The sequence below is a fragment of the Streptomyces sp. NPDC000229 genome, assembly GCF_040300825.1.
In the GTDB taxonomy this organism is placed as follows: domain Bacteria; phylum Actinomycetota; class Actinomycetes; order Streptomycetales; family Streptomycetaceae; genus Streptomyces.
The window spans coordinates 17,064-37,481 of record NZ_JBEPEL010000034.1 but is presented as its reverse complement, the minus strand read 5'-3'; the positions used below and the strand labels follow the sequence as shown (position 1 = coordinate 37,481).

The following is a 20,418-nucleotide window of genomic DNA, read 5'->3' as shown; positions in this document are numbered from 1 at the left end:
CAACTCCCTTGCGGGAGAGCCGCGTGGTGCTGCGGGCGGCATACGGCGAACGACTGTTGAGTTGTGTCACATGGTGACAGGGGTGCCGTATGCGGGGCCTGACGGAAGCAAGACTCTGCCCGAAGGCGACACCGCAAGGCAATTAATCACCGCGTGTGAAAGCTCACACCCCAGTGGCCCCAGGAGTTTTGCGCATTCCGTCGCCCAGCACGACGCCGCCCGGCTAAGCTCTCGCGCTTTGCCGGGCGGCACCAATTCCATGTCGGATTTGGGACGTTAAATCTGACCGTCCTCCAGCATTTCGGTCACGAGCGCGGCGATCTGCGAACGCTCGGAGCGGGTCAGGGTGACGTGCGCGAAGAGCGGATGACCCTTCAGTTTCTCGACGACGGCGACGACTCCGTCGTACCGGCCGACCCGGAGATTGTCTCGCTGCGCCACATCATGGGTCAGGACGACCCGGGAATTCGCCCCGATACGGGACAACACGGTCAACAGGACGTTGCGTTCGAGGGACTGTGCCTCGTCGACGATCACGAACGCGTCGTGCAGCGAGCGGCCCCGGATGTGCGTGAGCGGAAGGACCTCCAGCATGCCCCGGCTCAGCACCTCCTCGATGACCTCCCGGCCGGCCACCGCCGAGAGCGTGTCGAAGACCGCCTGCGCCCACGGGCTCATCTTCTCGGCCTCGGTGCCGGGGAGATAGCCGAGCTCCTGGCCGCCGACCGCGTACAGCGGCCGGAAGACCATCACCTTCTGGTGCTGCCGGCGCTCCAGGACCGCCTCCAGTCCCGCGCACAGCGCGAGCGCCGACTTGCCGGTGCCCGCCCGGCCGCCCATCGAGACGATGCCGACGTCCGGGTCCAGGAGCAGGTCGAGCGCGATGCGCTGCTCGGCGCTGCGGCCACGGATGCCGAACGCCTCCCGGTCGCCCCGGACCAGCCGGACGTTCCCCTCGGCGGTGACCCTGCCGAGCGCCTTGCCGCGCTCGGACTGGAGGACCAGTCCGGTGTGCACGGGCAGTTCGGCGGCCTCCGGGACGTACAGCTTCTCCTCCGCGTACAGCAGGTCGACCTGCTCGGCGGAGAGCGGCAGTTCGGACATTCCGGTCCAGCCGGAGTCCGTGATGGCGAGCTCCGCCCGGTACTCCTCGGCGAGGAGACCGACGGACGACGCCTTGATACGGAGGGGCAGATCCTTCGACACGACGGTGACGTCGTACCCCTCCGCCTGGAGGTTGCGCGCGACGGCCAGGATCCGTGAGTCGTTGTCACCGAGGCGGTAGCCGGCCGGGAGGACGCCGGGATCCGAGTGGTTGAGCTCCACGCGCAGGGTCCCGCCGAAATCCCCGATCGGAAGCGGGGCGTCGAGGCGGCCGTACCGGATCCGGAAGTCGTCCAGCAGACGCAGCGCCTGCCGGGCGAAGTACCCGAGCTCCGGGTGGTGCCTCTTGGCCTCCAGTTCCGTGACCACGACGATGGGGAGCACGACCTCGTGCTCCTCGAAGCGGGCCATGGCGCCGGGATCGGCCAGCAGGACGCTGGTGTCGAGAACGTAGGTGCGCCTGTCGTTGTAGCGGCGCTTTGTGCTGTTCACCACGGAAGGACCTACCCCCTCAGGTGAGGTCGGGTGCGACTTCGACGGCGTCGCGGGGGGATGGAGCCGGGCTCTGGCCACGATGCGCGGGCCGAGCTCCGGCCCTCCGCGTCGTCCGCGCATGTCCTGCACGGTCGTCCTGGTGCAAAGGGCCTCCCGGGTGAGCGGGCTGGCGTGCCGCTCACACTGGAGGGGGTATTCCCTCGAACGACCGGCGCCATGCCATGGCATATGACGACGCGTCGGTGAACGGGTGGTGACGAGGGCGCGGAGGGCGGGCGCCCGGCTCGTGAGGGTCCTCGTGGAACGTTCCGTCAGGTGCCGTAGCGGCGGTGGCGGGCCGCGTAGTCACGCAGCGCGCGGAGGAAGTCGACCTTGCGGAAGGCCGGCCAGTGGACCTCGCAGAAGTAGTACTCCGAGTGGGCGCTCTGCCAGAGCATGAAGCCCGACAGGCGCTGTTCGCCGCTGGTGCGGATCACCAGGTCCGGGTCGGGCTGCCCGCGCGTGTACAGGTGCTCCGAGATGTGCTCGACGTCCACGATCTCGGCGAGCTCCTCGAAGCTCGTGCCCTTCTCGGCGTGCTCCAGCAGCAGCGAGCGGACCGCGTCCGCGATCTCCTGCCGGCCGCCGTAGCCCACGGCGACGTTCACGAGTATTCCGGTGCGGTCGCGGGTGGCCTCCTCGGCCTCCTTCAGCACCTTCTGCGTACGCGCGGGCAGCAGGTCCAGCGTGCCCACGTGATGGACGCGCCAGCGGCCGTCGGCGGCGAGGTCGCGGACCGCGTTCTCGATGATGCCGAGGAGCGGCACCAGCTGCTCCTCGGGCCGGTTGAGGTTGTCGGTGGACAGCATCCAGAGCGTGACGACCTCGACGTCCGTCTCGTCGCACCAGCCCAGCAGCTCCTGGATCTTGCTCGCGCCGGCCTTGTGCCCCTGCTCCGGAGTCCCGCCGGAAGCCTTCGCCCAGCGGCGGTTGCCGTCGAGGATGACGCCGATGTGCTTGGGCACCTGGGCGTGGTCGAGGCGGCCCTCCACCCGGCGTGCGTAGAGCCTGTACACCAGGTCGCGCAAGTTCACCGATCTCACCTCTCGATTGCGTACGGGCCCGCCACGGCGTCGGCCCAGGGAGACAGGGGGAAGCGGCACCGCTCGATCCCGGCGCACCGCGGCTGTCCCCGAAGCCGCCACATTACTGCGCGGGGGTCACGGCGGCCCAACCCGGTCTGTCACAAGTCCGTGATAAGGAGAGAGACGTGACTGATTCCCCCGCATACCGCCCCGCCGACGACCGCTACGACGCCATGGAGTACCGCCGTACCGGTCGCAGCGGGCTCAAGCTGCCCGCCATCTCGCTCGGCCTCTGGCACAACTTCGGCGACGACCGCACGCTCGCCTCGCAGCGCGCGATCCTCCGCCGGGCCTTCGACCTGGGCGTGACGCACTTCGACCTGGCGAACAACTACGGACCGCCGCCGGGCTCCGCCGAGTCGAACTTCGGCAAGGTCTTCACCCAGGACTTCGCCCGCTACCGGGACGAGCTGGTCATTTCCACCAAAGCGGGCTATCTCATGCACCCCGGGCCGTACGGCGAGTGGGGCTCCCGCAAGTACCTGCTGTCCTCGCTCGACGCCTCGCTGAAGCGGATGGGCCTCGATTACGTCGACATCTTCTACTCGCACCGCTTCGACAAGGACACCCCGCTCGAGGAGACGATGGGCGCCCTCGCCTCCGCCGTCCAGCAGGGCAAGGCGCTGTACGCCGGCGTCTCCTCGTACAGCAGCGCGCAGACCGCCGAGGCCGCCGGGCTGCTGCGGGAGATGGGCGTCCCGGCGCTGATCCACCAGCCGTCGTACTCGATGATCAACCGCTGGACCGAGGAGGACGGGCTCCTCGACACCCTGGAGGAGCAGGGCATGGGCTGCATCTCCTTCGCGCCGCTCGCCCAGGGCCTGCTCACCAGCAAGTACCTCAAGGGCATCCCGGAGGGCTCGCGGGCCACCCAGGGCAAGTCCCTGGACCCGAACCTGCTCTCCGAGGAGGTCGTCCGCCGGCTGCGCGGCCTCGACGCGATCGCCGAGCGCCGCGGCCAGTCGCTGGCGCAGCTGGCGCTCACCTGGGTGCTGCGCGACGAGCGGATGACGTCGGCGCTGATCGGCGCGTCCAGCGTCACCCAACTGGAGGAGAACATCGCCGCGCTGGCCGGTGCGCCGCTGACCGACGAGGAGCTGAAGGAGATCGACTCGTACGCGGTCGACACCGCCGGCACCAACATCTGGGCCGCACGGAGCTGACCGCGGGAGGCGGCGGCCGGGGCCCGAGGGCCGAGGGCCGAGAGCGGCGGGGGGCCGGGGGGCCGGGGGCGGCGACTGAAGGTCGCTCTTGACAGGGGAAGAAAAAACGGGCCGGTCCGTGGGGGGGATACGGACCGGCCCGAGGGGGGGTTTCCACCATAACCCTTTGTAAGTGATGCTGCGTGCCACGACAGGCCGCAACTACGCTCCGAAAATACGGGCCTCCGCCGGGACCCCGCTGGAGCACGGGATTCAGCCGGTTTCCTCTGTTCTCCCCGTGCGCTCCCTGTCCTCCCCAAGGGGGACCCCACCGGAAAGGCGCCGGGTTGACGGCGTGTCGGCCGGGCGCAGAAACGGTCAGGCAACGGCGTCACTCTCCGCCTTCCGGGCGAGGATCTCGTCCATGAACGTGTCGCCCCACGCGCCGAGCGGCAGCAGCGCGGTGTTCAGCGCCTGCCCCAGTTCGGTCAGCGAGTACTCGACGCGCGGCGGAACCTCCCGGTAGACCTCGCGGTGCACCACGCCGTCCGCCTCCAGCTCCCGCAGCTGCTGGATCAGCATCTTCTCGCTGACGCCCGACACCGCGCGCCGCAGCTCCCCGAAGCGCGTCGGCCCGTGGCTGTGCAGCGCCCAGAGGATCAGCGGCTTCCACTTGCCTCCCACCACGTCCACGGCGGCGTCGAGCCCGCAGCTGTATCCCGTTCTGGCCTTGGCCATGGCCAACTCCTCCCACCCGTACAACACTTACCGGATCGACAGTACGGCAGGACTCACCGGCGCAGGAGGGTGATTCCGTCACGCTCGGCGACTTTCCGGTAGCCGTACCGCTCCTGCGCGGCGGCCAGCTCGGCCTCCTGCTGCTCGGCGGGGTAGGGCCAGTGGCCCGTCTTGTACGGCCAGGCCTCCGGGGCCCGCCGGTCGTGGATGATCCACTCGGCGGTGGGCGGCGGCAGACGCTTCTTGTCGTACTCGTACAGCTTCCCCTCCACCGGGAACGTGGGGAACACGACCACCGTGCAGCGCGAAGTGAGCTGGGGGACGAGGCGGTTGGAGGCGGCGACGCTCGCGCCGTCCGGGATCCTCGCCAGCAGCGCGCGGGCGGCCTCGATGTGCCCGATCGTACGCCAGGTGGCGCGCTGGAGGAGCTGGGCGAGCGGGAAGGACGGCAGCATCACCAGCGTCACGGCGAGGACGGTGGCGAGCGAGGCACGGAGGTGGCGGGCGGCGAGCGGGTGGTCGGTGCGGCGCCAGACGGTCAGCGCGTCGATCAGCCCGGCGAAGACCACCGGCATCAGCACCGCGCTGTAGTGGAAGGCCGTGCCCCAGTGGAAGCCGTTGTCCGACATCATCCGCCAGGCGAGCGTCGGTACGGCGATCAGCGAGAGCGGGGAGCGCAGCGCGAGGAGCGCGGACGGTGCGAAGACCAGGACCAGGGTCATGGCCTTGACCTCGGGGCGCAGCGCGTCGAGCGGGGCGTGGGCGAGGGTGCTGAGCAACGAGCCGTACCCCTCGGCGAGGTTGCCGCCGTGCGCGTACCCGCCGGTGGGGTGGAAGGCGGGCATCAGCAGCTTGATCTCCACGGCCGAGCCGATGAGTCCGGCGGCGGCGGTGACGAGGCCGAGGCGGCGCGGACCCTTGAGCGCGATGTACACGCCGACGGCGGCCAGGGTGAGCCCCAGGTCTTCCTTGACCAGGAGCAACGGCGCCGCCCAGGCGACGGCCGGCCGCCAGCGCCGGTGCGCCAGGGCTTCGAGACAGCAGGCGAGGAGCGGTACGGCGAGGGCGACCTCGTGGAAGTCGAAGGCGGCGGCCGACGCGATGCCCCAGCTCAGCCCGTACGCGGCGGCGACGGCGTGGGCGGACCGGCGGCCGAGCGCGCGGACGGCCCAGCGGGCGAGCGGGACGACGGCGAGGGCGAGCAGCGCGGACTGGGCGACCAGCAGGCAGAGCGGGGAGGGCCAGAGGCGGTACAGCGGCGCGAGGGCGGCGAGGAGGGGGTGGAAGTGGTCGCCGAGGAGGTTGAAGCCGTCGCCGCGCAGTGGGACGACGGGGGCGCGGAATTCGGCGTACGCGCGCACCGCCTGCTCGAAGATGCCGAGGTCGTACCCGGTGGTCCGGAGGAGGACATGGCGGCGCACGGCGACCGTCGCGTACAGCGCGAAGAGCGCCATGGCCCACCCCCAGGGGAGCAGGCCCGCGGGGAGGCGGGCTGCGGGGGCCCGGGGGACGGTGATGTGGGTGACCTGCTGCCCGAGCCTGGACCTGTTGTCAGGAGGTGTCCGCATATGGCCGCATGCTAGGACGCAGGCGGGTGGCTCAGGTCAGGTCGTGGCCCATGGTGCTGTCGACATGGTGCGGAATCTCCCCCTCATGGCGGTCACCGGTCGACGGCTCCCCGGACGGTTCGAACGTCAGAACGTGCCACACATGGTCACGGGCGCGGCCGTTCAGGCGGGCGGCGTGCGTCTTGTCTACGGGCGCGGCCGTTCAGGCGGGCGGGCCCGCCGCGAACGCGCCCAGCAGCACGCCCACCAGCGCCCCGCCGATCATGAACGGACCGAACGGGATCGCGCTCTTGCGGCTCGCGCGCCGCAACGCGACCAGCCCGAACCCGTACACCGCCCCGAACAGGAACCCGGCGAAGGCGCCCACGAACAGCTCGCCCCAGCCGTACCAGCCGAGGGCGACGCCCAGGGCGAGGGCGAGCTTGACGTCACCGAAGCCCATGCCGCTCGGGTTCACCAGGAACAGCACGAAGTAGCCGGCGCCCAGCGCGAGACCACCCAGCACCGCGGACGGCCACGCGCCCGCGTTGCCCGGCAGCAGCGCGGCGACCCCCAGCAGGGCGGCCGTCCCGGCGGCGAGCGGCAGCGTCAGCCGGTCCGGCAGCCGGTGCACGGCCCGGTCGACCAGGGCCAGCAGCACCGCGACCGGCGCGGCCGCCAACCACACCACCAGCTCGGGCCGGGGCCCCGTCGCGGCGGCGAGCGCCCCGCAGACCAGGGCGGTGACGACCGGGACGGTGGCCGTCCCGGGGGCGGACGCAGAGGTGGCCGCGGGCCGGACGGCGGTCCCCACCGGGACGGCCACCGCGCACACCGCGCAGCGCGGCGCCCCGAGCCAGCCGCGCGCGGGCCCCGCGAACGGGTGGCCGGCGGGGCAGGCGTCCCGCCAGGGCTCGTCCGGCTCGACGGACAGGCGGTACGCGGCGCGCGGCACGAGCAGGCCGGTGGCGGCGCCCCACAGGGCGGCGACGGCGATCAGCGTGGCGTACACGCACCCGACCCTAGGGTGGGCCTGCCGCCCGGTCATGGGCCCACGGGCCCACTGCCGCCGCGCGCGGGCCCACGCTACGGTCATCACTCATGGGCAGTCCGCGTCATTGGCGTAACGGCACCGGCCGGTTGACCGTTCCGGAGGGCTCCGTCCCCGTCGAGATCGCCGCCTCCTACGGCACCCGGAGGCGCGGCCTGCTGGGCCGGGACGGCATCGTGGGCGCGCTGCTGCTCAGCCCCTGCAGCAGCGTCCACACCTTCCGGATGCGGTTCGCCATCGACGTGGCGTACCTGGACCGCGACTTGCGCGTCGTCGACCTGGTCACCATGGTGCCCGGCCGCTTGGGCCTGCCCCGCCCGCGCGCCCGGCACGTCCTGGAGGCCGAGGCGGGGGCGATGGAGCGGTGGGGCATCCGGCCCGGCACCCGCCTGGAGATCACGGCGTGACCGTCACGACATGAACGGCGTGACCGTCACGGCGTGACCGTCATGGCGGCCCCGCTCCCAGCAGGGTGAAAGCCCCGTACGCCCCCGACGCCAGCGCCAGCCCCGCCAGCACCACGACCAGCGTCCGGTCCCTCAGCCGCGCCAGGGCCACCGCCGCCGGGAGCAGCAGCGGGAACGCCGGCATCATCAGGCGTGGGCGGGACCCGAAGTACGCGGCGCCGACCAGCGAGATGACGACGATCGCCACGGTGTACACCAGCACCGGGAGCGGCTGCCGCTGCCTGACGCACAGCCACACCACCCAGCCCACCAGCGCGAGCGCCGCGCACAGGCCCACACCGGCGAGTGGCACCGGACCGGTCAGGTTCTCCCAGACGAACCGGGCGAGCGCCACGCCGCCGTCGATGCTGTTGCCCCACGCGGCCTGCACCGCGAAGTACGCGGTCGCGCTGCCCTCCCGTACGGCGACGAAGACGACGTACCCGAGCCAGCCCAGCGGTGCGAGCAGAACCCCGGCGGCCATCCGCACGCTCAGCCGGCGCTCCCTGGCAACGGTCGCGAGCGCCGTGATGCCGAGCGCCGCCACGAGGGCGGCCGCCGACGGCCGGGTCAGCCCCGCGCCCACGCACAGCGCGCCCGCCAGGATCCACCGGTCGCGCAGCACCGCGTACAACGACCAGGCGGCGAACGCCGTGAACAGCGTCTCCGTGTACGCCATCGACTGCACGAACGCCGTCGGGTACACGCCCCACAGCACGGCCAGCACCACCCCGGCCCGCCGCCCGGCGACCCGCTCCCCCACCGCGTAGATCCCCCACGCGGCCGCGAGCGACGCCGCCCACGAGACGACCAGGCCGGCGGTCGCCACGTCGATGCTCAGGGCCTCCGACAGGCCCCGCTCAAGGGCGGGCAGCAGAGGGAAGAACGCCAGGTCGGAATGGACGCTGCCGTCGGGCAGCGTCACCTCGTGGCCGTACCCGTGCTCGGCGATCCGCACGTACCAGACGGAGTCCCAGCGGCCCTTCAGCCGGTGCAGGGCGTCCTCGCCGGCCACGGCGGCGGCGACCGCGAGAACCGCCAGCCCCACCGCCCTGACCGCCGCATAGCCCCACAGGGCGGGCGCGGCGGATGCTGGACGATCGTGGTGCTCGGGCATGCGCCCGATTATCGCGGCCGGCACCGACAGTCAGTCGCCGGGCAGCTCCTCGATCGGTACGTCACTGACGGCCGCGACCATCATGTGCGGGGCGTCCTCGTCGCACTGCCCGACGCTCACCGCCACCCAGCGCGGCCCGGGCGGTGACGTGACCGGACCCCACACCATCAGCTCCCCGTACAGGTCGAAGGCGCGCAGCTCCGCGAAGAGCGGTGGCACCGACGCGTCGTCGACCTCCCCGAGGAGGAAGGCCCGCATGCTCACCTGCCGGTGCGGACCCCACCGCTCGTCCAGCGCGCGCGTCAGGGCGGTGAGGTACGCCTCGGCCTCCTCCTGTGCGGCGTCCCACTCCGGGCCGGGGACGCCGAAATAGGCGCGGCTCTCCCACAGGAGTTTCAACCGGAAACCGGCGCCATAGCTGCCGCTCCAGCCCTCGCCCTTGGAGGGCTCCCACTGCGTGGGCCCGTCCTCCGGCAACGGCAGGTCGAGCAGCGCGTCCACGGCGGCGACGGCCTCCGCCACCTCGAACGGGGTCCCCGTGGCCTTCACAGCTTGGCCCTGTCCATGGGGCGGGGCAGCGCCTCCAGGGCGCCGGTGGCGCGGACGTCCCGGTTGACGGCGACGAGGTCGTCGATGCCCGCCGCGCTCTCGGAGAGGTCCAGCAGCAGCCCGCCGTGCTCGGTCGGCTCCGCCTTGCCGGGCAGGTCGCCGGGCCCGAGCAGCGCGGCGCGCCGCTCGGACAGGTAGGCCGCCCAGCCGACGCACGCCTGGCCGGGCTCGCGGCCGGCGTCCTCCAGGGCGAGCTGGAGCTCCGTCTCCGTCACCTCGCCCCAGTCGACGTCCCACGCCTCGGCGAGGGCGCGCAGGACCGTCGCGTACGGGAGGGGCGCGTGGTCGCCCGCAGTGGTGATCGTGACCACCACGCTCATGGCGAGGTGGTCCGACACCCCTCCCCCGGTGCCGCTGACGGTCACCTCGACCGGGTTCGCGGCGGGCGTCGACAGCGCCATGGCGTACCCCTTGCGGTCCGACCAGTCGTCACCGGCGTTGCGCTCACCCAGGTACGCGGCGAGGGCGTCGGGGTCGGTCGCCTCCCCGACCGGCTCCCATGTGCCGAAGACGGCCGGGTCGATCTCGTGCAGCCGTGTGAGGAACGTGCTCCAGCGGACGGCCAGCTCCTGTTCCGACTCGGGCCTGGGCCCCCAGAAGCCCCGTACGACGCGCCTCATGGTCTGTCCTCCTCCGCAGCCTGCCCTTTTCCGCATCCTAGGGACCAGTCCATCACCCGCCGGGCTTCATCGGCCCGGAGATCGGCTGTTTCTGCGGCGTATGGACCACCCTGATCGGCAGGTCCTCGTCGAGGAACGCGAGCCGCGCCGCGCGGGCGACCATCGGGTCCGAGAAGTGCCACTCGATGGCCCGCCCCCCGGACGCGGCCACCTGACCGCGCGCCTCCTCCAGGAACCTCGCCTTCCCCGACTCCGTCAGCTGCGCGATCGGCTTGCCGTCCTGCCTGGCCAGGTAGCCGGTGTAACCGAGCTTGGCCTCCAGGAACGTCTGCCGGTCGGCGTCCCAGCCGTCGTACTCGACCGGCCGCCTGCCCGCCTCCGGATGCGGTACGACGTACTCCTTGCCGCGCACGGTGCCGCTGACCTGCTCCTGATAGCGCAGCCACGCCTCGTTGAACCAGGTCGGCTCGGGGTTGCGGTTACGGCTGCGCCAGGTGCCGTCGCCCTTGTCGGTGTCCCCGAGCGTGGGGTCCTTCAGGTCCTCGGCCCACTCGGGCGGTTCGTAGTTGCGCGGGTCGTTCTTGTCGCCGGGTGTGGGCGGCGGCCACTCCTTGGGCCCGTTCCGCTTCTTCTTGGCCTCCTCGACGGCCTGCTCGGCCGCGTCCGCGTCCCGGTCGGCCTGCCGGGCGGCCTCCGTCTTCGCCGGGTCGTCGCCCTCGCCGCAGGCCGGCTCGGTGAGCAGCCGTACGGGGACGGCGGCGGGCGGCCCGGAGGCGAGGAGTCCGGCGCCGTCGCCGGCAACGCCTCCGCCGTACGGGACACGGGTACGGCCGCCCCAGCCGAACGTGCAGCCCTTGAGGCCCGCCTTCTCTGCGGCCTCGTCGGCATGGCGGCGCGCCTCGCGGGCGGCCGCCTCGGCGGCGTCCACGTCCCCGGCGCCGGCGGCCTTCCGGGCCTTGGCCGCCGCCTCGGACGCCTTCTGGGCGAGCTCCCCCACCTCGCCGAGCTTCCCGAGCTTGCCCAGTTTGCCGAGCTTCCCGACGAGCTTGGCCTCGCCGTAGCCGGGGATGAACAGCGATCCGACGTTCCACAGCACGGTGCCGATGGCCTGGCCCTGGTCGCCGCGGCCCCACATGTCGCGGACGTCGTCCCCGACGAACACGTCGTCGAGGACCTTCGCTCCCGTGCCGAGGGACGCCTTGCCCACGTCCAGGAGGGCACCCAGGTAGTCGCCCCTCGCCCACTTGTCGAGGGCGCCCCCGGCGTCCTTCAGCCACTGCTCGCCGAGGCCCTTGCCGTACTCCTTGAGGCCCTCCCAGGCCTTGACGGGGTGCAGGATCGTGTCGAACGTGCCGGTGATGTCACCCCACAGGCCGTCCTTGAACACGCCCTCGAAGAACCCGCCGACCTGGCGTGCCCCGCAGGAGAGGAAGGCGCCGACGCCTGAGGTGCAGCTCTCGCTCTCGTCCTCGCTCTCGTCCGCTCCTTCTTTCCCTTCCTCTTTCCCTTCCTCTCCGGTCGTGGCGGGCTCGTCCTGCCCGGTCCCGTCCTGCCCGGTTCCGTCCTGTTCGGCGCCGTCGTGGTCGCCGGGCCGTACGCCGTCCCCGGGTGCGTCCCCGGCCTCGACGTCCGAGGAACCGTCCCCACCACCCGCCTCACAACCGGCACCCACGACCGCGCACACCGCCGACCGGAGCCCACCCACCACCTGCCCGCCGACACCGGAAAGCACCAGCGCACCGATGATCGCCGCGACGAGGAGAACGAGCCCCACGTACTCGGTGGTCGTCTGCCCGCCCTGCGTACGCCACTTGACCATCCGGGCCCACCGGAACGGCCGGTGGGACGAGCCCCGGCACAGGAGCACGATGACGACGACGGGGATCACCAGCTGCGGTACGCCCCGCCCACTGCCGTCCGCCAGGGTGCCCAGGGCGCCGGCGACGAACCACCCCTGTACGGCGAGCAGCCCGCGCCACGTCCACACGCCGCCCGTCCACACCCGTCGGCTCACCGCGTACCCCGCCGTACCGGGCAACGCCCCGTACAGCACCCACGCGATCAGCTCCCCGTCCACGCCGTCCAGCGACGCGGCCAGCAGGAGCACCCCGGCGCCACCGAGGAGCGTGATCCCGAACACCAGCCGGACCAGGACCAGCACGGCCGCCAGCGCGCACGGCATCGGCCGCCGGCGCGTCACAACTCCTCCACCACTTACCCCGGTTGCGGACATACCACGACGCTAGGGTGATCCACCGCCACGGTCTTGGGCCCCAGGGCCCAACCTTGCAACGGGGAAAGTGAGAAAGAAATGCGTACGTCCACTCGCACCGCGCCGGTGGCGGCGAGTGCTCTGGCTCTGGCCTTGGCACTGACCGCCTGCAACGACTCGGGGTCGAGTTCGGGGAAGAGCCGGGGCAGCTCCGGCTCCCAGGCGTCCGGCTCGGGCACGTCGGACGACGGCAAGCAGACCTTCCGCCTGGGTGAGGCCAGCCCCGAGCAGGAGAGCGACATGAAGGCGTCGTCAGGGGCCAAGTACACGGTCACCCCGACCAAGGTGCAGACCGGCACCAAGGCGGACATGGCCAACTCCGGCCTGGAGGAGGACAAGGAGGACGGTCCGCAGATCCCTGTCTATGTGTGGTCGACGCTCACCCACAAGAGCGGCAAGGCCATGGAGCTCGGCGACATGGACGACGACCTGGTCATCCGGACGGACAAGGGCCGGCGCACCCGCGCCCTGCTCGTCCTCATGGGTGAGGCGAAGTGGCCCAACTGCCCGGCGCCGGACGGGCAGAAGAAAGTGAACGCGGGCCAGTCGGAGAAGATCTGCACCGCCTTCCTCATCCCGGAAGGCCAGAAGGCCGCCGCGGTGGAGCTCACGCAGGGCTTCTACAAGGAGCCACTGGAGTGGCCGGTCAAGAACTGACCCCACGCTCGGGGAGGCGGACCCCCTGCCGCAGGCAGGTCAGGGTCCGCCTCCCATCGCTGGGGGCCGCCGTCAACCGCGCGGGAACGAGACCTCCACGCGGCGGTTCTTCTTCCGGCCTTCCTCGGTGCTGTTGTCCGCGATCGGGTACTGCTCGCCGTACCCACGGATCTCGTAGGTGATCCCTGCGGAGGCGAGCATCGGCGACAGCACCTTGTGCACGGCGTCCGCGCGCTGCTTGGAGAGCACGTCACCGTGGGCCGAGGAGCCGAGGTTGTCGGTGAAGCCGAAGATACGGACCTTGGTGGCGTTCTGCTTCTTGATCTCCTCGGCGATCGCGGCAATACGGGAGTTGGCCTCGGGAGTCAGCTTGGCACTGTCCTTGCCGAACAGGACCTCGGCCTGGAGCGCGAACTTCAGGTTCGAGCTGGTCTCCTCGCGCCGCTCCTCGCCGCCCTCGGACTCGACGATCGAAATGAGCGGCAGCACCTTCGCGGGCGCGAGGGTGGCCCCGTCGCGCATCTTGAGACCGGGTGAGTTCCCGTCGACTTCCGGTGGCGGCAGGGTCGACTCGGTGCCTGGTGGCGTACTCGGGATGTCATCGGCGTGCGCCCCGGAGACACCGGTGAGCTGGACGCCGGCGAACAACACCACGGCCGCGATCACGGACGCGGCGGGGCGGCGGCGTACGGGGGTCCTGCGGGCGCAGGGCGTGGTGGTGCGCATCAGGAGATCTCGATGGTTGCCGGTGGCATCAGCGGCAGCTGGAAGTCCACTTGAGCCGTGGTTGCGGGCGGCGCGGGGAACTGGGCAAAGACACTGATGCTTTCACCCGCTTTCACGGCGCTGATGCCAGTTGTGGTCAGCGGATAGCCTTCCGTGTCACGCAAGACGTAGTAGCGCTTCTTGTCGACCTTGTCCACGAGGGTGGCTCCAGCCAGAGAAGGTCCGGTGCGCTTCACATTGAGCTCCTGGCCGTTCCAGTTGCTGGGCGCGACCAACATCTTGCCGGTTGTGTTTTTCAATGTTCCTGTAACGGTCAGAAAGCCGCCCTGATCTCTTACCGCACTGTGGATGACGATCTGGAACCCGTTGCTGCCGTCGATCGTGGCCAGTGTCTGGCTTGCACCGGGCGTCGTCGGTCCAGCCTCTTCAGGCTTATCCTGGCCCGAGGGCATGGAGGAAGTACTGCCTGCCTTCTCCGGCTCCTTGCCACCGTTGTCAGCGTCTCCTCCACCATCGCCGCCGCAAGCCGACAGGAGCACAGCCAATGTGACAGCGCCTGCTCCGGCTGCGGCTCTGCGCACCGCCGTCCAATACCGATTACTCATAAGTGGCATTCCTTTGCTTTCCTTCGCGGTCAGTCCTCGGCGAGCCGGACTTCGAAGAGGTCGGACGTGTCCGGGAGAAGTTGCGGGTCCAGTTCCGTCACGTCTCCTTCGCACTCCAGCGAACCTGGGGACGGAGACTCGACATCTTCGGCAGGGTCGTAGCTGCATCGGGGAACGATGATCGCGGTCGCTTTCGCCTCGGCGGTCAGGTTCTCGGTGCCAGGGAGGATCGTGTTCCCCACCGGCTTCTGGGACGTCACGCTCACCGTTGAGCCCCAGCGACCGTCGTCCAGAGGCGCGCAGCCCACAACGTTGGCCTCGTTCTGTCCGGCGTAGTAGTGGCTGGCACTGCATCCGTCGAATACGGGGATGAGTTCGCCGTCCAGTAGGTCGCCAAGGTTGTCCAGAGTGAGGTCAAAGCTGTCCCGTTGCTCTCGAGCCGCTGCCAATGCCGCGGCATCTGCCGCCGACTGGGCACCATTGCGAGTGGCTCCTGCCTGACCGACCGCGAAGAAGGCGAGCGCAAGAAAGAGCAGGCTCGCCACCACGAAAACGTACAGTGGCGAAGCCTGCCCTGACTCGCGCGGTGCGCGCATGGTGCTTGTCAGCCACCACCGATGATTTCCGTGACCCGGGTCACGAGGTTGGTCGCGATCGTGTCCCCGACCCCCGACCCCACCACCGCCGCGATGATCACCCCCACCAAGATGATGATCCCGACGTACTCCACCGCGCCCTGCCCCCTGTCCCCCCTGCGCTTGAGCGCCGCTGCGGTGGTGTTCGCCCACGTACCCACGTACACCTTGGCCTGGGTCGCGGCCTTCAGCATGGTGTTCGGCATGGCGGTCTCCTCCGGGCTCGTACAGGTCGATGGGGCGAACGTACGGCGGGGGGAGCGGGGTGGGCATGGGCCTGGGGGCCCAAGTGGGGGCCCAATCGTGGGGGCGGGGACGGTCAGCCATGGGTGGGTCCCCCCTGGGAGTGGGACAGGCCGTGCCAGATGGCGATGGCTTGGCCTCGGCTTTCGGCGTTGAGCTTGGCGAAGATGCGGTTGATGTGGTTCTTGACCGTCTTCTGGCTGATGAAGCACGTGGCGGCGATCTGCTGATTGGTCATGCCCGACGCGATCAGGTCCATCACCTCCACCTCCCGTTGGCTCAGTAACGAATGTGCCATATCCGCTTGCTGCTGCGAAGGGGTTCCGGCAAATACCCCACGGGAGGCAGCAACTGGCGGGACGCCGGGCGTTGCAGGCGCATAGGTGGCGCGGACCGTCGCCAGCAGGGCGTTCGAGGCCGTGTGGGTGAAGTGCGCACGGCCGAGCTTCGCGTCGCGCACCGCGTCGACGAGTTGGTCGGCGGTGAACTCGCCGTGGACGAGGTAGCCGCACGCGCCGAGGCGGAGGGCTTCGTGGACGATGTCCGACTCGCGGCTGTACGTGGTCATCAGGACGGGCGCCAGGCCGACCAGGTGGGGCAGGGCCGTGATGCCGTCGACGCCCGGCATGCGGACGTCGAGAAGGATGACGTCCGGGTGGTGGCGTACCGCCGCCTCGTACGCCTCGCGGCCGTCCGCCGCCTGGGCGGCGACCTCGATGTCCTCGCGGCCGGACAGCAGCGCGGTCAGGCCGGCCCGGACGACGGGGTTGTCGTCGGCGACGATCACTCGCAGGTGCTCAGGCATGCTGGTGCACCCTCCGTTTCCAGGGCCCGTACCGGCAGTTCCAGCCGGACCTCCGTGCCCTTCGTGGCCCGGCCCCGGCCGATGCGGATGCGTGCGCCGATCGACGCGGCGCGCTCGACCATGCCGACCAGGCCGAAGTGGCCCGCCCGTTTCAGGCCGTCGAGCGTCGTGCCGGCGGGGAGGCCGCGGCCGTCGTCGTAGACGCTCAGACGGAGCACGTCGTCGATCACGCCCGACGACACGGCGATGTACGTGGGCCGGCCGTGCCGGTGGGCGTTCTCCATGGCCTCCGAGGCGATGGCGAGGAGCTGGCGGGCCACCGCGTGCGGGACGCGGGGCGGCGCCGCCCCGTTCAGCGGGCGGTAGCCGGCGCGTACGCCCCGGCGGCGGGCGAAGTCCGCCGTGCGGGCGGCCAGTTCCACCGCGACGTCCACCCCTCCGTCCAGGTCCGACTCGCGCCGCAGGTCGGCCAGCAGCTCACGGGACTCGGCCGCGGCGCGGCGGGCGGAGCGGGCGACGAGTTCCGCCTGGCGGCGCACCGACAGGGGATCGTCGCGGTCCGCGGTGGACGCCAGGCCGTCGGCGGCCAGGGCCAGGCCGTGCAGGGTCTTGGCGACCGAGTCGTGCATCTCGCGGGCGAGCCGCGCCCGTTCCGCCTCCACGGCGCCGTTGACGGCGAGCCGGGCGCGCGCCTCGGTGAGCGCCTGGCTCGCGGCGCCGAAGTCGAGGATGAGGCCCCGGAGGGTCGAGCCGACCGCCCCGGCGATCACGCACAGGCCGGGGAAGAGGAGCGAGGAGGGCTCCACCGCGACGTCCGTGTTCACGCCGTACGACAGCAGGAGGAGAAGGGACTGGAGGACCGCGAAGAACGCGGCGCCGCGCCAGCCGTAGAGCAGGCCGGCGAGCAGCGGCGTGCAGATGGTGACGTACGCGAGCGTCGACTCGGGTGACGCGGTGGCCAGCAGCAGCGCGCCGAACAGCATGTCGGCCGTGAGCACGGCGGGGTGGCGCAGCAGGATGCGGCCGAAGCGCTCCCAGTCGCGCAGGACGACGTACGACACCATGAAGGTGATGAGGACGGCGGCGCCCACCAGCCAGGTGCCGAGGCCCGGCGCCGCGCCGTCGAGGGCGAACGGCGACGCCAGCACGATCATCGCCAGCCGGAAGCCGAACACCTGGCGGCACAGCGCCTGGAGGGCGTTGACCTGGAGGGGGAGGGAAGGGGGATCCGATGTTCTCAGTGGCATGGGCTCACCCGCCGATGATGTCCGCGAAGTCGACACCGGAGCCGTAGTAGAAGCTCAGGGCGATCAGGATCATGGTGGCGGGCAGCATCACCATCGTCACGACGAGCGTGGTCTTCGGTACGGCCTTGGCGGCGGTGCGCCGCGCGTTCTGGGCGTCCGTGCGCCGCATGTCGTTGGCGATCTGGATGAGCGTGTCGACGATCGGCGCGCCCAGTTCCTCGCCCTGCTGGAGGGCGGTGACGAACATGGAGACCTGCTCGGAGGCGTTGCGCTTGCGCAGTTGGTCGAAGGCGTCACGGCGGCTGACGCCCATGTCCATCTGGCGGAGGGTGATGCGCAGTTCGTCGGCCCAGGGGCCGGAGTACTTCTCGGCGACGCGCTCCAGGGCCTGCCGGAAGCCGAGTCCGGCGGAGACGACGACGGCGAGGACGTCGAGGAAGTCGGGCAGGGTGCGTTCGATGTCGTCCCTGCGGCGGCGGATGGCGAGCCGGAGCAGGACGTCGGTCCAGGTCAGCCCGTACAACAGGATGATGACGGCGACGACCGTCTGGCCGCGCGCCAGCATGGCGAGGGCGGCGAGGACGCCGAGGAAACAGTAGACGGCGCGGCGGGCGGCGTACCGGTCGACGGTCATGCCCCCGGGGTTGCCCGCCATGTCGAGGCGGCGGCGCAGCGCGTCCACCCGCTTGGGGCCCATCATCCCGAGGACGGCGGGCGCCCAGCGCATGCCGAGCCGGTCGATGCCGGACCCGACGGCGGTGGTGCGGGTGGCGCCGACCTCGAGGGCGAGCACCAGGTCACCGGGGAGTCTGGCGTCGGCCCGGTACATGCGGATGCCGTGGAAGACGCCGTACACGGACAGGCCGATGACGGCCGCGTACAACAGACCCATGACGTGTCACCTCCTCAGACTCGGATGCGGGAGAGGCGGCGGATGAGGACGAAGCCGATGGCGTACAGCCCGAAGGCGAGGACGGATCCGATCTGGCCGGCGGCGGAGCCGGTCATCTTGTCCAGGGCGCCGGGTGCCATCCCGTTGATCATCAGCAGGAAGCCCAGTCCGAGGAGGGGGAGGGCGAAGGCGGTGACCTTGACCTGGGAGAGCAGGGTGATGACCTCGCGCCGGGTCTCCTTGCGCTCCTCCAGGGTGCTGGTGAGGTTGCGCAGCGAGGTGACGACCTGGCCGCCGGCGCGGTTGGACAGGACGAGGGTGGAGACGAGGACGACGAGCTCCCGGGAGGGCAGCCGGTCGGCGAGGTCGCCGAGCGCGTCGTCGAGGCTGTGGCCGACGGCGAGCTGGTCGGCGACCTTGCGGAGCTCCTCGCCGGCCGGGTCGTCGAGTTCCTCGGCGGCCATGGCGATGGCGGTACGGAGGGCGAGACCGGCCTGGGTGGCGTTGGCGAGGACGCGGGTCAGCTCGGGGAGCTGGTTGATGAACGCCTCGGTGCGCCTCTGGCGCTGCCAGTTGAGGAACGAGTTGGCTCCCCACAGGCCCGCGAGGGCGGCGAGGACGCCGAAGAACGGGGCGAAGATCGCGCCGATGGTGAAGTGGATCCCGAGCAGGGCGCCCACCGCGTACACGGCGTACTCGCCGGGTGTGAGGTCCAGCCCGGTGGCGGCGATCTTGCGCTCGATGCGGCGGCCGATGCGTGTCGCCCGCAGCCGCCGGTCGACGCGTACGAAGCGGCGGCGCCGGCCGTCGAGGGGGACGTGTCCCGTCTGGGTCATCCGTGCCACGAGGGCTTGGCGCTGCGCCTTGCCGGACGCGTAGACGTGCACGCCGGCGATGCCCAGCACGCAGGCGAGGAGCGTGACACCGAGCGTCAGGAGCGGGAGGTTGTCCATGGGGGTCATGGGGGTCCAGTCGGGGGCGGTGGTCAGGCGGTGGTGGCGCGGCGGAGGGCGAGCTGTTCGTCGGTGTGGGCCACGCCGAAGGCCGCCGGTATGGCCTCGCTCTTGAGGTAGAGGCGTTCGGCGACGCGGCGCGGGAGGGGGAAGTACTCGAAGTGGCCGTGGATCCGTCCGTCTGCGGCCATGGGCCGGGCGGCGAAGCGGCAGACGGTCACGATCCGGTACTCCTCGCGGCCGTGGGAGTCGACGATCGCGATCTCGGTGATCTTGCGGGCGCCGTCCGCGTGCCGGGTGAGCTGGACAATGACGTCGACCGCGCTGTTGATCTGGTCCTTGATCGCGACGAACGGGACCTCGACCTCCGACATGGAGCCGAGGGTCTGGAGGCGCATCAGGGCGTCCTCGGCGCTGTTGGCGTGGACGGTGGCGAGGGAGCCGTCGTGGCCGGTGGACATCGCCTGGAGCATGTCGAGCGTCTCACCGCCACGGACCTCGCCGACGATGATCCGGTCGGGGCGCATGCGCAGGGAGTTGCGTACGAGGTCGCGGATGGTGACCTTGCCCTTGCCCTCGACATTGGGCGGACGCGCTTCGAGGGTGATGACGTGGGACTGCTGGAGCTGGAGTTCGGCGGAGTCCTCGATGGTGACGATCCGCTCGCCCTCGGGGATGAGGCCGGACAGGGCGTTGAGGAGGGTGGTCTTCCCGGTGCCGGTGGCACCGGAGACGATCACGTTGAACTTGGCGCGTACGAGGCCGGCGAGCAGCATCACCATGTGCTCGTCGAGCGAGCCGAGGGCCACCATCTCCTGGAGTGTGAAGGCACGCGGGAAGCGGCGGATGGTGAGGATGGGCCCGGAGAGGGAGAGCGGCGGGATGATGACGTTGACGCGCTCGCCGGACGGGAGGCGCGCGTCGACCATCGGATTGGACTCGTCGACGCGGCGGTTGACGGTGGAGACGATCCGCTCGATGGTCTGCATCAGCTGCTCGGTGGACGAGAACCGCATCGGCAGCTGTTCGAGACGGCCGCGCCGCTCGACGAAGACCTGCTCGGGGCCGTTGACCATGATTTCGCTGATGGAGGCGTCTTCGAGGAGCGGTTCGAGGATGCCGAGCCCGAGGGCCTCGTCGACGACGCGGCGGATGAGCTGCGAGCGCTCGGTGGAGGACAGGACGGGGCCCTCGCGGCTGATGATGTGGCCGAGCACCCGCTCCAGGCGGGCGCGGCGCTCGGCCGCCGCGAGGGCGGACATCTCCGCGAGGTCGATCTCCTCCAGGAGCTTCACGCGGTAGACGCCGACGAGGTGGTTGTCCTCGCCCTTGCCGTCGACCGGCTCGGGACTGGTGATGCGCGCCCGCAAGCTCATGTCGTTCTCAACTC

At 71.0% G+C, this 20,418-nt stretch carries 21 protein-coding genes; 3 read left to right on the top strand and 18 right to left on the bottom strand.

Annotated features, from left to right (window positions below):
• Positions 1-276: 276 nt before the first annotated feature.
• Positions 277-1,599 (bottom strand): PhoH family protein, encoded by a 1,323-nt coding sequence (locus ABT360_RS18405; RefSeq protein WP_351817003.1) that lies wholly within the window; start codon positions 1,597-1,599, stop codon positions 277-279.
• Between the two features lie 311 nt (positions 1,600-1,910).
• On the bottom strand, positions 1,911-2,672 hold the full coding sequence (locus tag ABT360_RS18400; RefSeq protein WP_351817001.1) for an isoprenyl transferase: 762 nt from the start codon (positions 2,670-2,672) through the stop codon (positions 1,911-1,913).
• A 176-nt stretch (positions 2,673-2,848) separates the two neighbouring features.
• Between ABT360_RS18400 and mgrA the strand changes: the two genes are divergently transcribed.
• A complete protein-coding gene (gene mgrA / locus ABT360_RS18395; protein WP_351816998.1) occupies positions 2,849-3,886 on the top strand; it encodes an L-glyceraldehyde 3-phosphate reductase in 1,038 nt (345 codons plus the stop codon).
• A 357-nt stretch (positions 3,887-4,243) separates the two neighbouring features.
• Here the strand turns inward: mgrA and ABT360_RS18390 are convergent, their stop codons facing one another.
• The 3 genes from ABT360_RS18390 to ABT360_RS18375 all read right to left on the bottom strand — a co-directional run bounded on the left by ABT360_RS18390 (position 4,244) and on the right by ABT360_RS18375 (position 7,162).
• Positions 4,244-4,603, bottom strand: coding sequence for a winged helix-turn-helix transcriptional regulator (locus ABT360_RS18390; RefSeq protein WP_351816995.1), 360 nt, complete (start codon positions 4,601-4,603; stop codon positions 4,244-4,246).
• A 53-nt stretch (positions 4,604-4,656) separates the two neighbouring features.
• The gene (locus ABT360_RS18385; RefSeq protein ID WP_351816992.1) at positions 4,657-6,171 is read right to left on the bottom strand and encodes a DUF2079 domain-containing protein; all 1,515 of its coding nucleotides are present in this window, start codon (positions 6,169-6,171) and stop codon (positions 4,657-4,659) included.
• A 202-nt stretch (positions 6,172-6,373) separates the two neighbouring features.
• Positions 6,374-7,162, bottom strand: coding sequence for a prepilin peptidase (locus ABT360_RS18375; protein WP_351816989.1), 789 nt, complete (start codon positions 7,160-7,162; stop codon positions 6,374-6,376).
• 89 nt (positions 7,163-7,251) lie between these two features.
• On the opposite strand from ABT360_RS18375, the gene ABT360_RS18370 reads away from it, so the two are divergent.
• Positions 7,252-7,608 (top strand): DUF192 domain-containing protein, encoded by a 357-nt coding sequence (locus ABT360_RS18370; RefSeq protein WP_351816986.1) that lies wholly within the window; start codon positions 7,252-7,254, stop codon positions 7,606-7,608.
• Between the two features lie 40 nt (positions 7,609-7,648).
• On the opposite strand, the gene ABT360_RS18365 is transcribed toward ABT360_RS18370, so the two are convergent.
• From ABT360_RS18365 to ABT360_RS18350, 4 genes are read right to left on the bottom strand one after another with little or no spacing between them, the layout of a single operon-like run.
• Positions 7,649-8,764: a glycosyltransferase family 39 protein gene (locus ABT360_RS18365; RefSeq protein ID WP_351816983.1), complete on the bottom strand. Its 1,116-nt coding sequence runs from the start codon at positions 8,762-8,764 to the stop codon at positions 7,649-7,651.
• A gap of 30 nt (positions 8,765-8,794) precedes the next feature.
• Positions 8,795-9,313, bottom strand: coding sequence for a hypothetical protein (locus ABT360_RS18360; RefSeq protein ID WP_351816980.1), 519 nt, complete (start codon positions 9,311-9,313; stop codon positions 8,795-8,797).
• A complete protein-coding gene (locus tag ABT360_RS18355; protein ID WP_351816977.1) occupies positions 9,310-9,993 on the bottom strand; it encodes an Imm52 family immunity protein in 684 nt (227 codons plus the stop codon). Before ABT360_RS18355 ends, ABT360_RS18360 begins: the two co-directional genes overlap by 4 nt.
• A 52-nt stretch (positions 9,994-10,045) precedes the next feature.
• On the bottom strand, positions 10,046-12,193 hold the full coding sequence (locus tag ABT360_RS18350) for a Tox-REase-5 domain-containing protein (RefSeq protein ID WP_351816974.1): 2,148 nt from the start codon (positions 12,191-12,193) through the stop codon (positions 10,046-10,048).
• Between the two features lie 111 nt (positions 12,194-12,304).
• Here ABT360_RS18350 and ABT360_RS18345 point away from each other — a divergent pair, with 111 nt between their 5' ends.
• Positions 12,305-12,922, top strand: a complete 618-nt coding sequence (locus tag ABT360_RS18345) for a hypothetical protein (RefSeq protein ID WP_351816971.1) — start codon at positions 12,305-12,307, stop codon at positions 12,920-12,922.
• A gap of 72 nt (positions 12,923-12,994) precedes the next feature.
• Here ABT360_RS18345 and ABT360_RS18340 read toward each other — a convergent pair whose 3' ends face one another.
• From ABT360_RS18340 to ABT360_RS18300, 9 genes are all read right to left on the bottom strand, one after another.
• Entirely contained in the window at positions 12,995-13,648 is a 654-nt protein-coding gene (locus ABT360_RS18340; RefSeq protein WP_351816969.1) for an OmpA family protein, read from the bottom strand.
• Positions 13,648-14,253, bottom strand: a complete 606-nt coding sequence (locus tag ABT360_RS18335; protein WP_351816966.1) for a hypothetical protein — start codon at positions 14,251-14,253, stop codon at positions 13,648-13,650. The genes ABT360_RS18340 and ABT360_RS18335 overlap by 1 nt, the downstream gene beginning before the upstream one ends.
• A gap of 29 nt (positions 14,254-14,282) precedes the next feature.
• Positions 14,283-14,849: a pilus assembly protein TadG-related protein gene (locus ABT360_RS18330; protein WP_351816962.1), complete on the bottom strand. Its 567-nt coding sequence runs from the start codon at positions 14,847-14,849 to the stop codon at positions 14,283-14,285.
• Between the two features lie 8 nt (positions 14,850-14,857).
• Positions 14,858-15,094 carry a hypothetical protein gene (locus ABT360_RS18325; protein ID WP_351816959.1) on the bottom strand — a complete coding sequence of 79 codons (237 nt, stop codon included), beginning with the start codon at positions 15,092-15,094 and terminating at the stop codon, positions 14,858-14,860.
• A gap of 113 nt (positions 15,095-15,207) precedes the next feature.
• The gene (locus ABT360_RS18320; RefSeq protein ID WP_351816956.1) at positions 15,208-15,936 is read right to left on the bottom strand and encodes a response regulator transcription factor; all 729 of its coding nucleotides are present in this window, start codon (positions 15,934-15,936) and stop codon (positions 15,208-15,210) included.
• Positions 15,915-17,183, bottom strand: coding sequence for a sensor histidine kinase (locus ABT360_RS18315; RefSeq protein WP_351816953.1), 1,269 nt, complete (start codon positions 17,181-17,183; stop codon positions 15,915-15,917). The genes ABT360_RS18320 and ABT360_RS18315 overlap by 22 nt, the downstream gene beginning before the upstream one ends.
• A gap of 4 nt (positions 17,184-17,187) precedes the next feature.
• Positions 17,188-18,075, bottom strand: a complete 888-nt coding sequence (locus tag ABT360_RS18310) for a DUF5936 domain-containing protein (RefSeq protein ID WP_351816950.1) — start codon at positions 18,073-18,075, stop codon at positions 17,188-17,190.
• Between the two features lie 14 nt (positions 18,076-18,089).
• Positions 18,090-19,028 (bottom strand): type II secretion system F family protein, encoded by a 939-nt coding sequence (locus tag ABT360_RS18305; RefSeq protein WP_351816948.1) that lies wholly within the window; start codon positions 19,026-19,028, stop codon positions 18,090-18,092.
• 32 nt (positions 19,029-19,060) lie between these two features.
• Positions 19,061-20,404 carry a CpaF family protein gene (locus tag ABT360_RS18300; protein WP_351816945.1) on the bottom strand — a complete coding sequence of 448 codons (1,344 nt, stop codon included), beginning with the start codon at positions 20,402-20,404 and terminating at the stop codon, positions 19,061-19,063.
• Positions 20,405-20,418: the final 14 nt, after the last annotated feature.

Excerpts from the sequence above, each read along its gene's own strand:
- ABT360_RS18305 (WP_351816948.1), bottom strand. The coding sequence starts at position 19,028 with ATGGACAACCTCCCGCTCCTGACGCTCGGTGTCACGCTCCTCGCCTGC.
- ABT360_RS18370 (WP_351816986.1), top strand. The coding sequence starts at position 7,252 with ATGGGCAGTCCGCGTCATTGGCGTAACGGCACCGGCCGGTTGACCGTT.
- ABT360_RS18320 (WP_351816956.1), bottom strand. The coding sequence starts at position 15,936 with ATGCCTGAGCACCTGCGAGTGATCGTCGCCGACGACAACCCCGTCGTC.
- ABT360_RS18310 (WP_351816950.1), bottom strand. The coding sequence starts at position 18,075 with ATGGGTCTGTTGTACGCGGCCGTCATCGGCCTGTCCGTGTACGGCGTC.
- ABT360_RS18315 (WP_351816953.1), bottom strand. The coding sequence starts at position 17,183 with ATGCCACTGAGAACATCGGATCCCCCTTCCCTCCCCCTCCAGGTCAAC.
- ABT360_RS18325 (WP_351816959.1), bottom strand. The coding sequence starts at position 15,094 with ATGCCGAACACCATGCTGAAGGCCGCGACCCAGGCCAAGGTGTACGTG.
- ABT360_RS18300 (WP_351816945.1), bottom strand. The coding sequence starts at position 20,404 with ATGAGCTTGCGGGCGCGCATCACCAGTCCCGAGCCGGTCGACGGCAAG.
- ABT360_RS18355 (WP_351816977.1), bottom strand. The coding sequence starts at position 9,993 with ATGAGGCGCGTCGTACGGGGCTTCTGGGGGCCCAGGCCCGAGTCGGAA.
- ABT360_RS18345 (WP_351816971.1), top strand. The coding sequence starts at position 12,305 with ATGCGTACGTCCACTCGCACCGCGCCGGTGGCGGCGAGTGCTCTGGCT.
- ABT360_RS18365 (WP_351816983.1), bottom strand. The coding sequence starts at position 8,764 with ATGCCCGAGCACCACGATCGTCCAGCATCCGCCGCGCCCGCCCTGTGG.
- ABT360_RS18335 (WP_351816966.1), bottom strand. The coding sequence starts at position 14,253 with ATGAGTAATCGGTATTGGACGGCGGTGCGCAGAGCCGCAGCCGGAGCA.
- ABT360_RS18390 (WP_351816995.1), bottom strand. The coding sequence starts at position 4,603 with ATGGCCAAGGCCAGAACGGGATACAGCTGCGGGCTCGACGCCGCCGTG.
- ABT360_RS18330 (WP_351816962.1), bottom strand. The coding sequence starts at position 14,849 with ATGCGCGCACCGCGCGAGTCAGGGCAGGCTTCGCCACTGTACGTTTTC.
- ABT360_RS18340 (WP_351816969.1), bottom strand. The coding sequence starts at position 13,648 with ATGCGCACCACCACGCCCTGCGCCCGCAGGACCCCCGTACGCCGCCGC.
- ABT360_RS18385 (WP_351816992.1), bottom strand. The coding sequence starts at position 6,171 with ATGCGGACACCTCCTGACAACAGGTCCAGGCTCGGGCAGCAGGTCACC.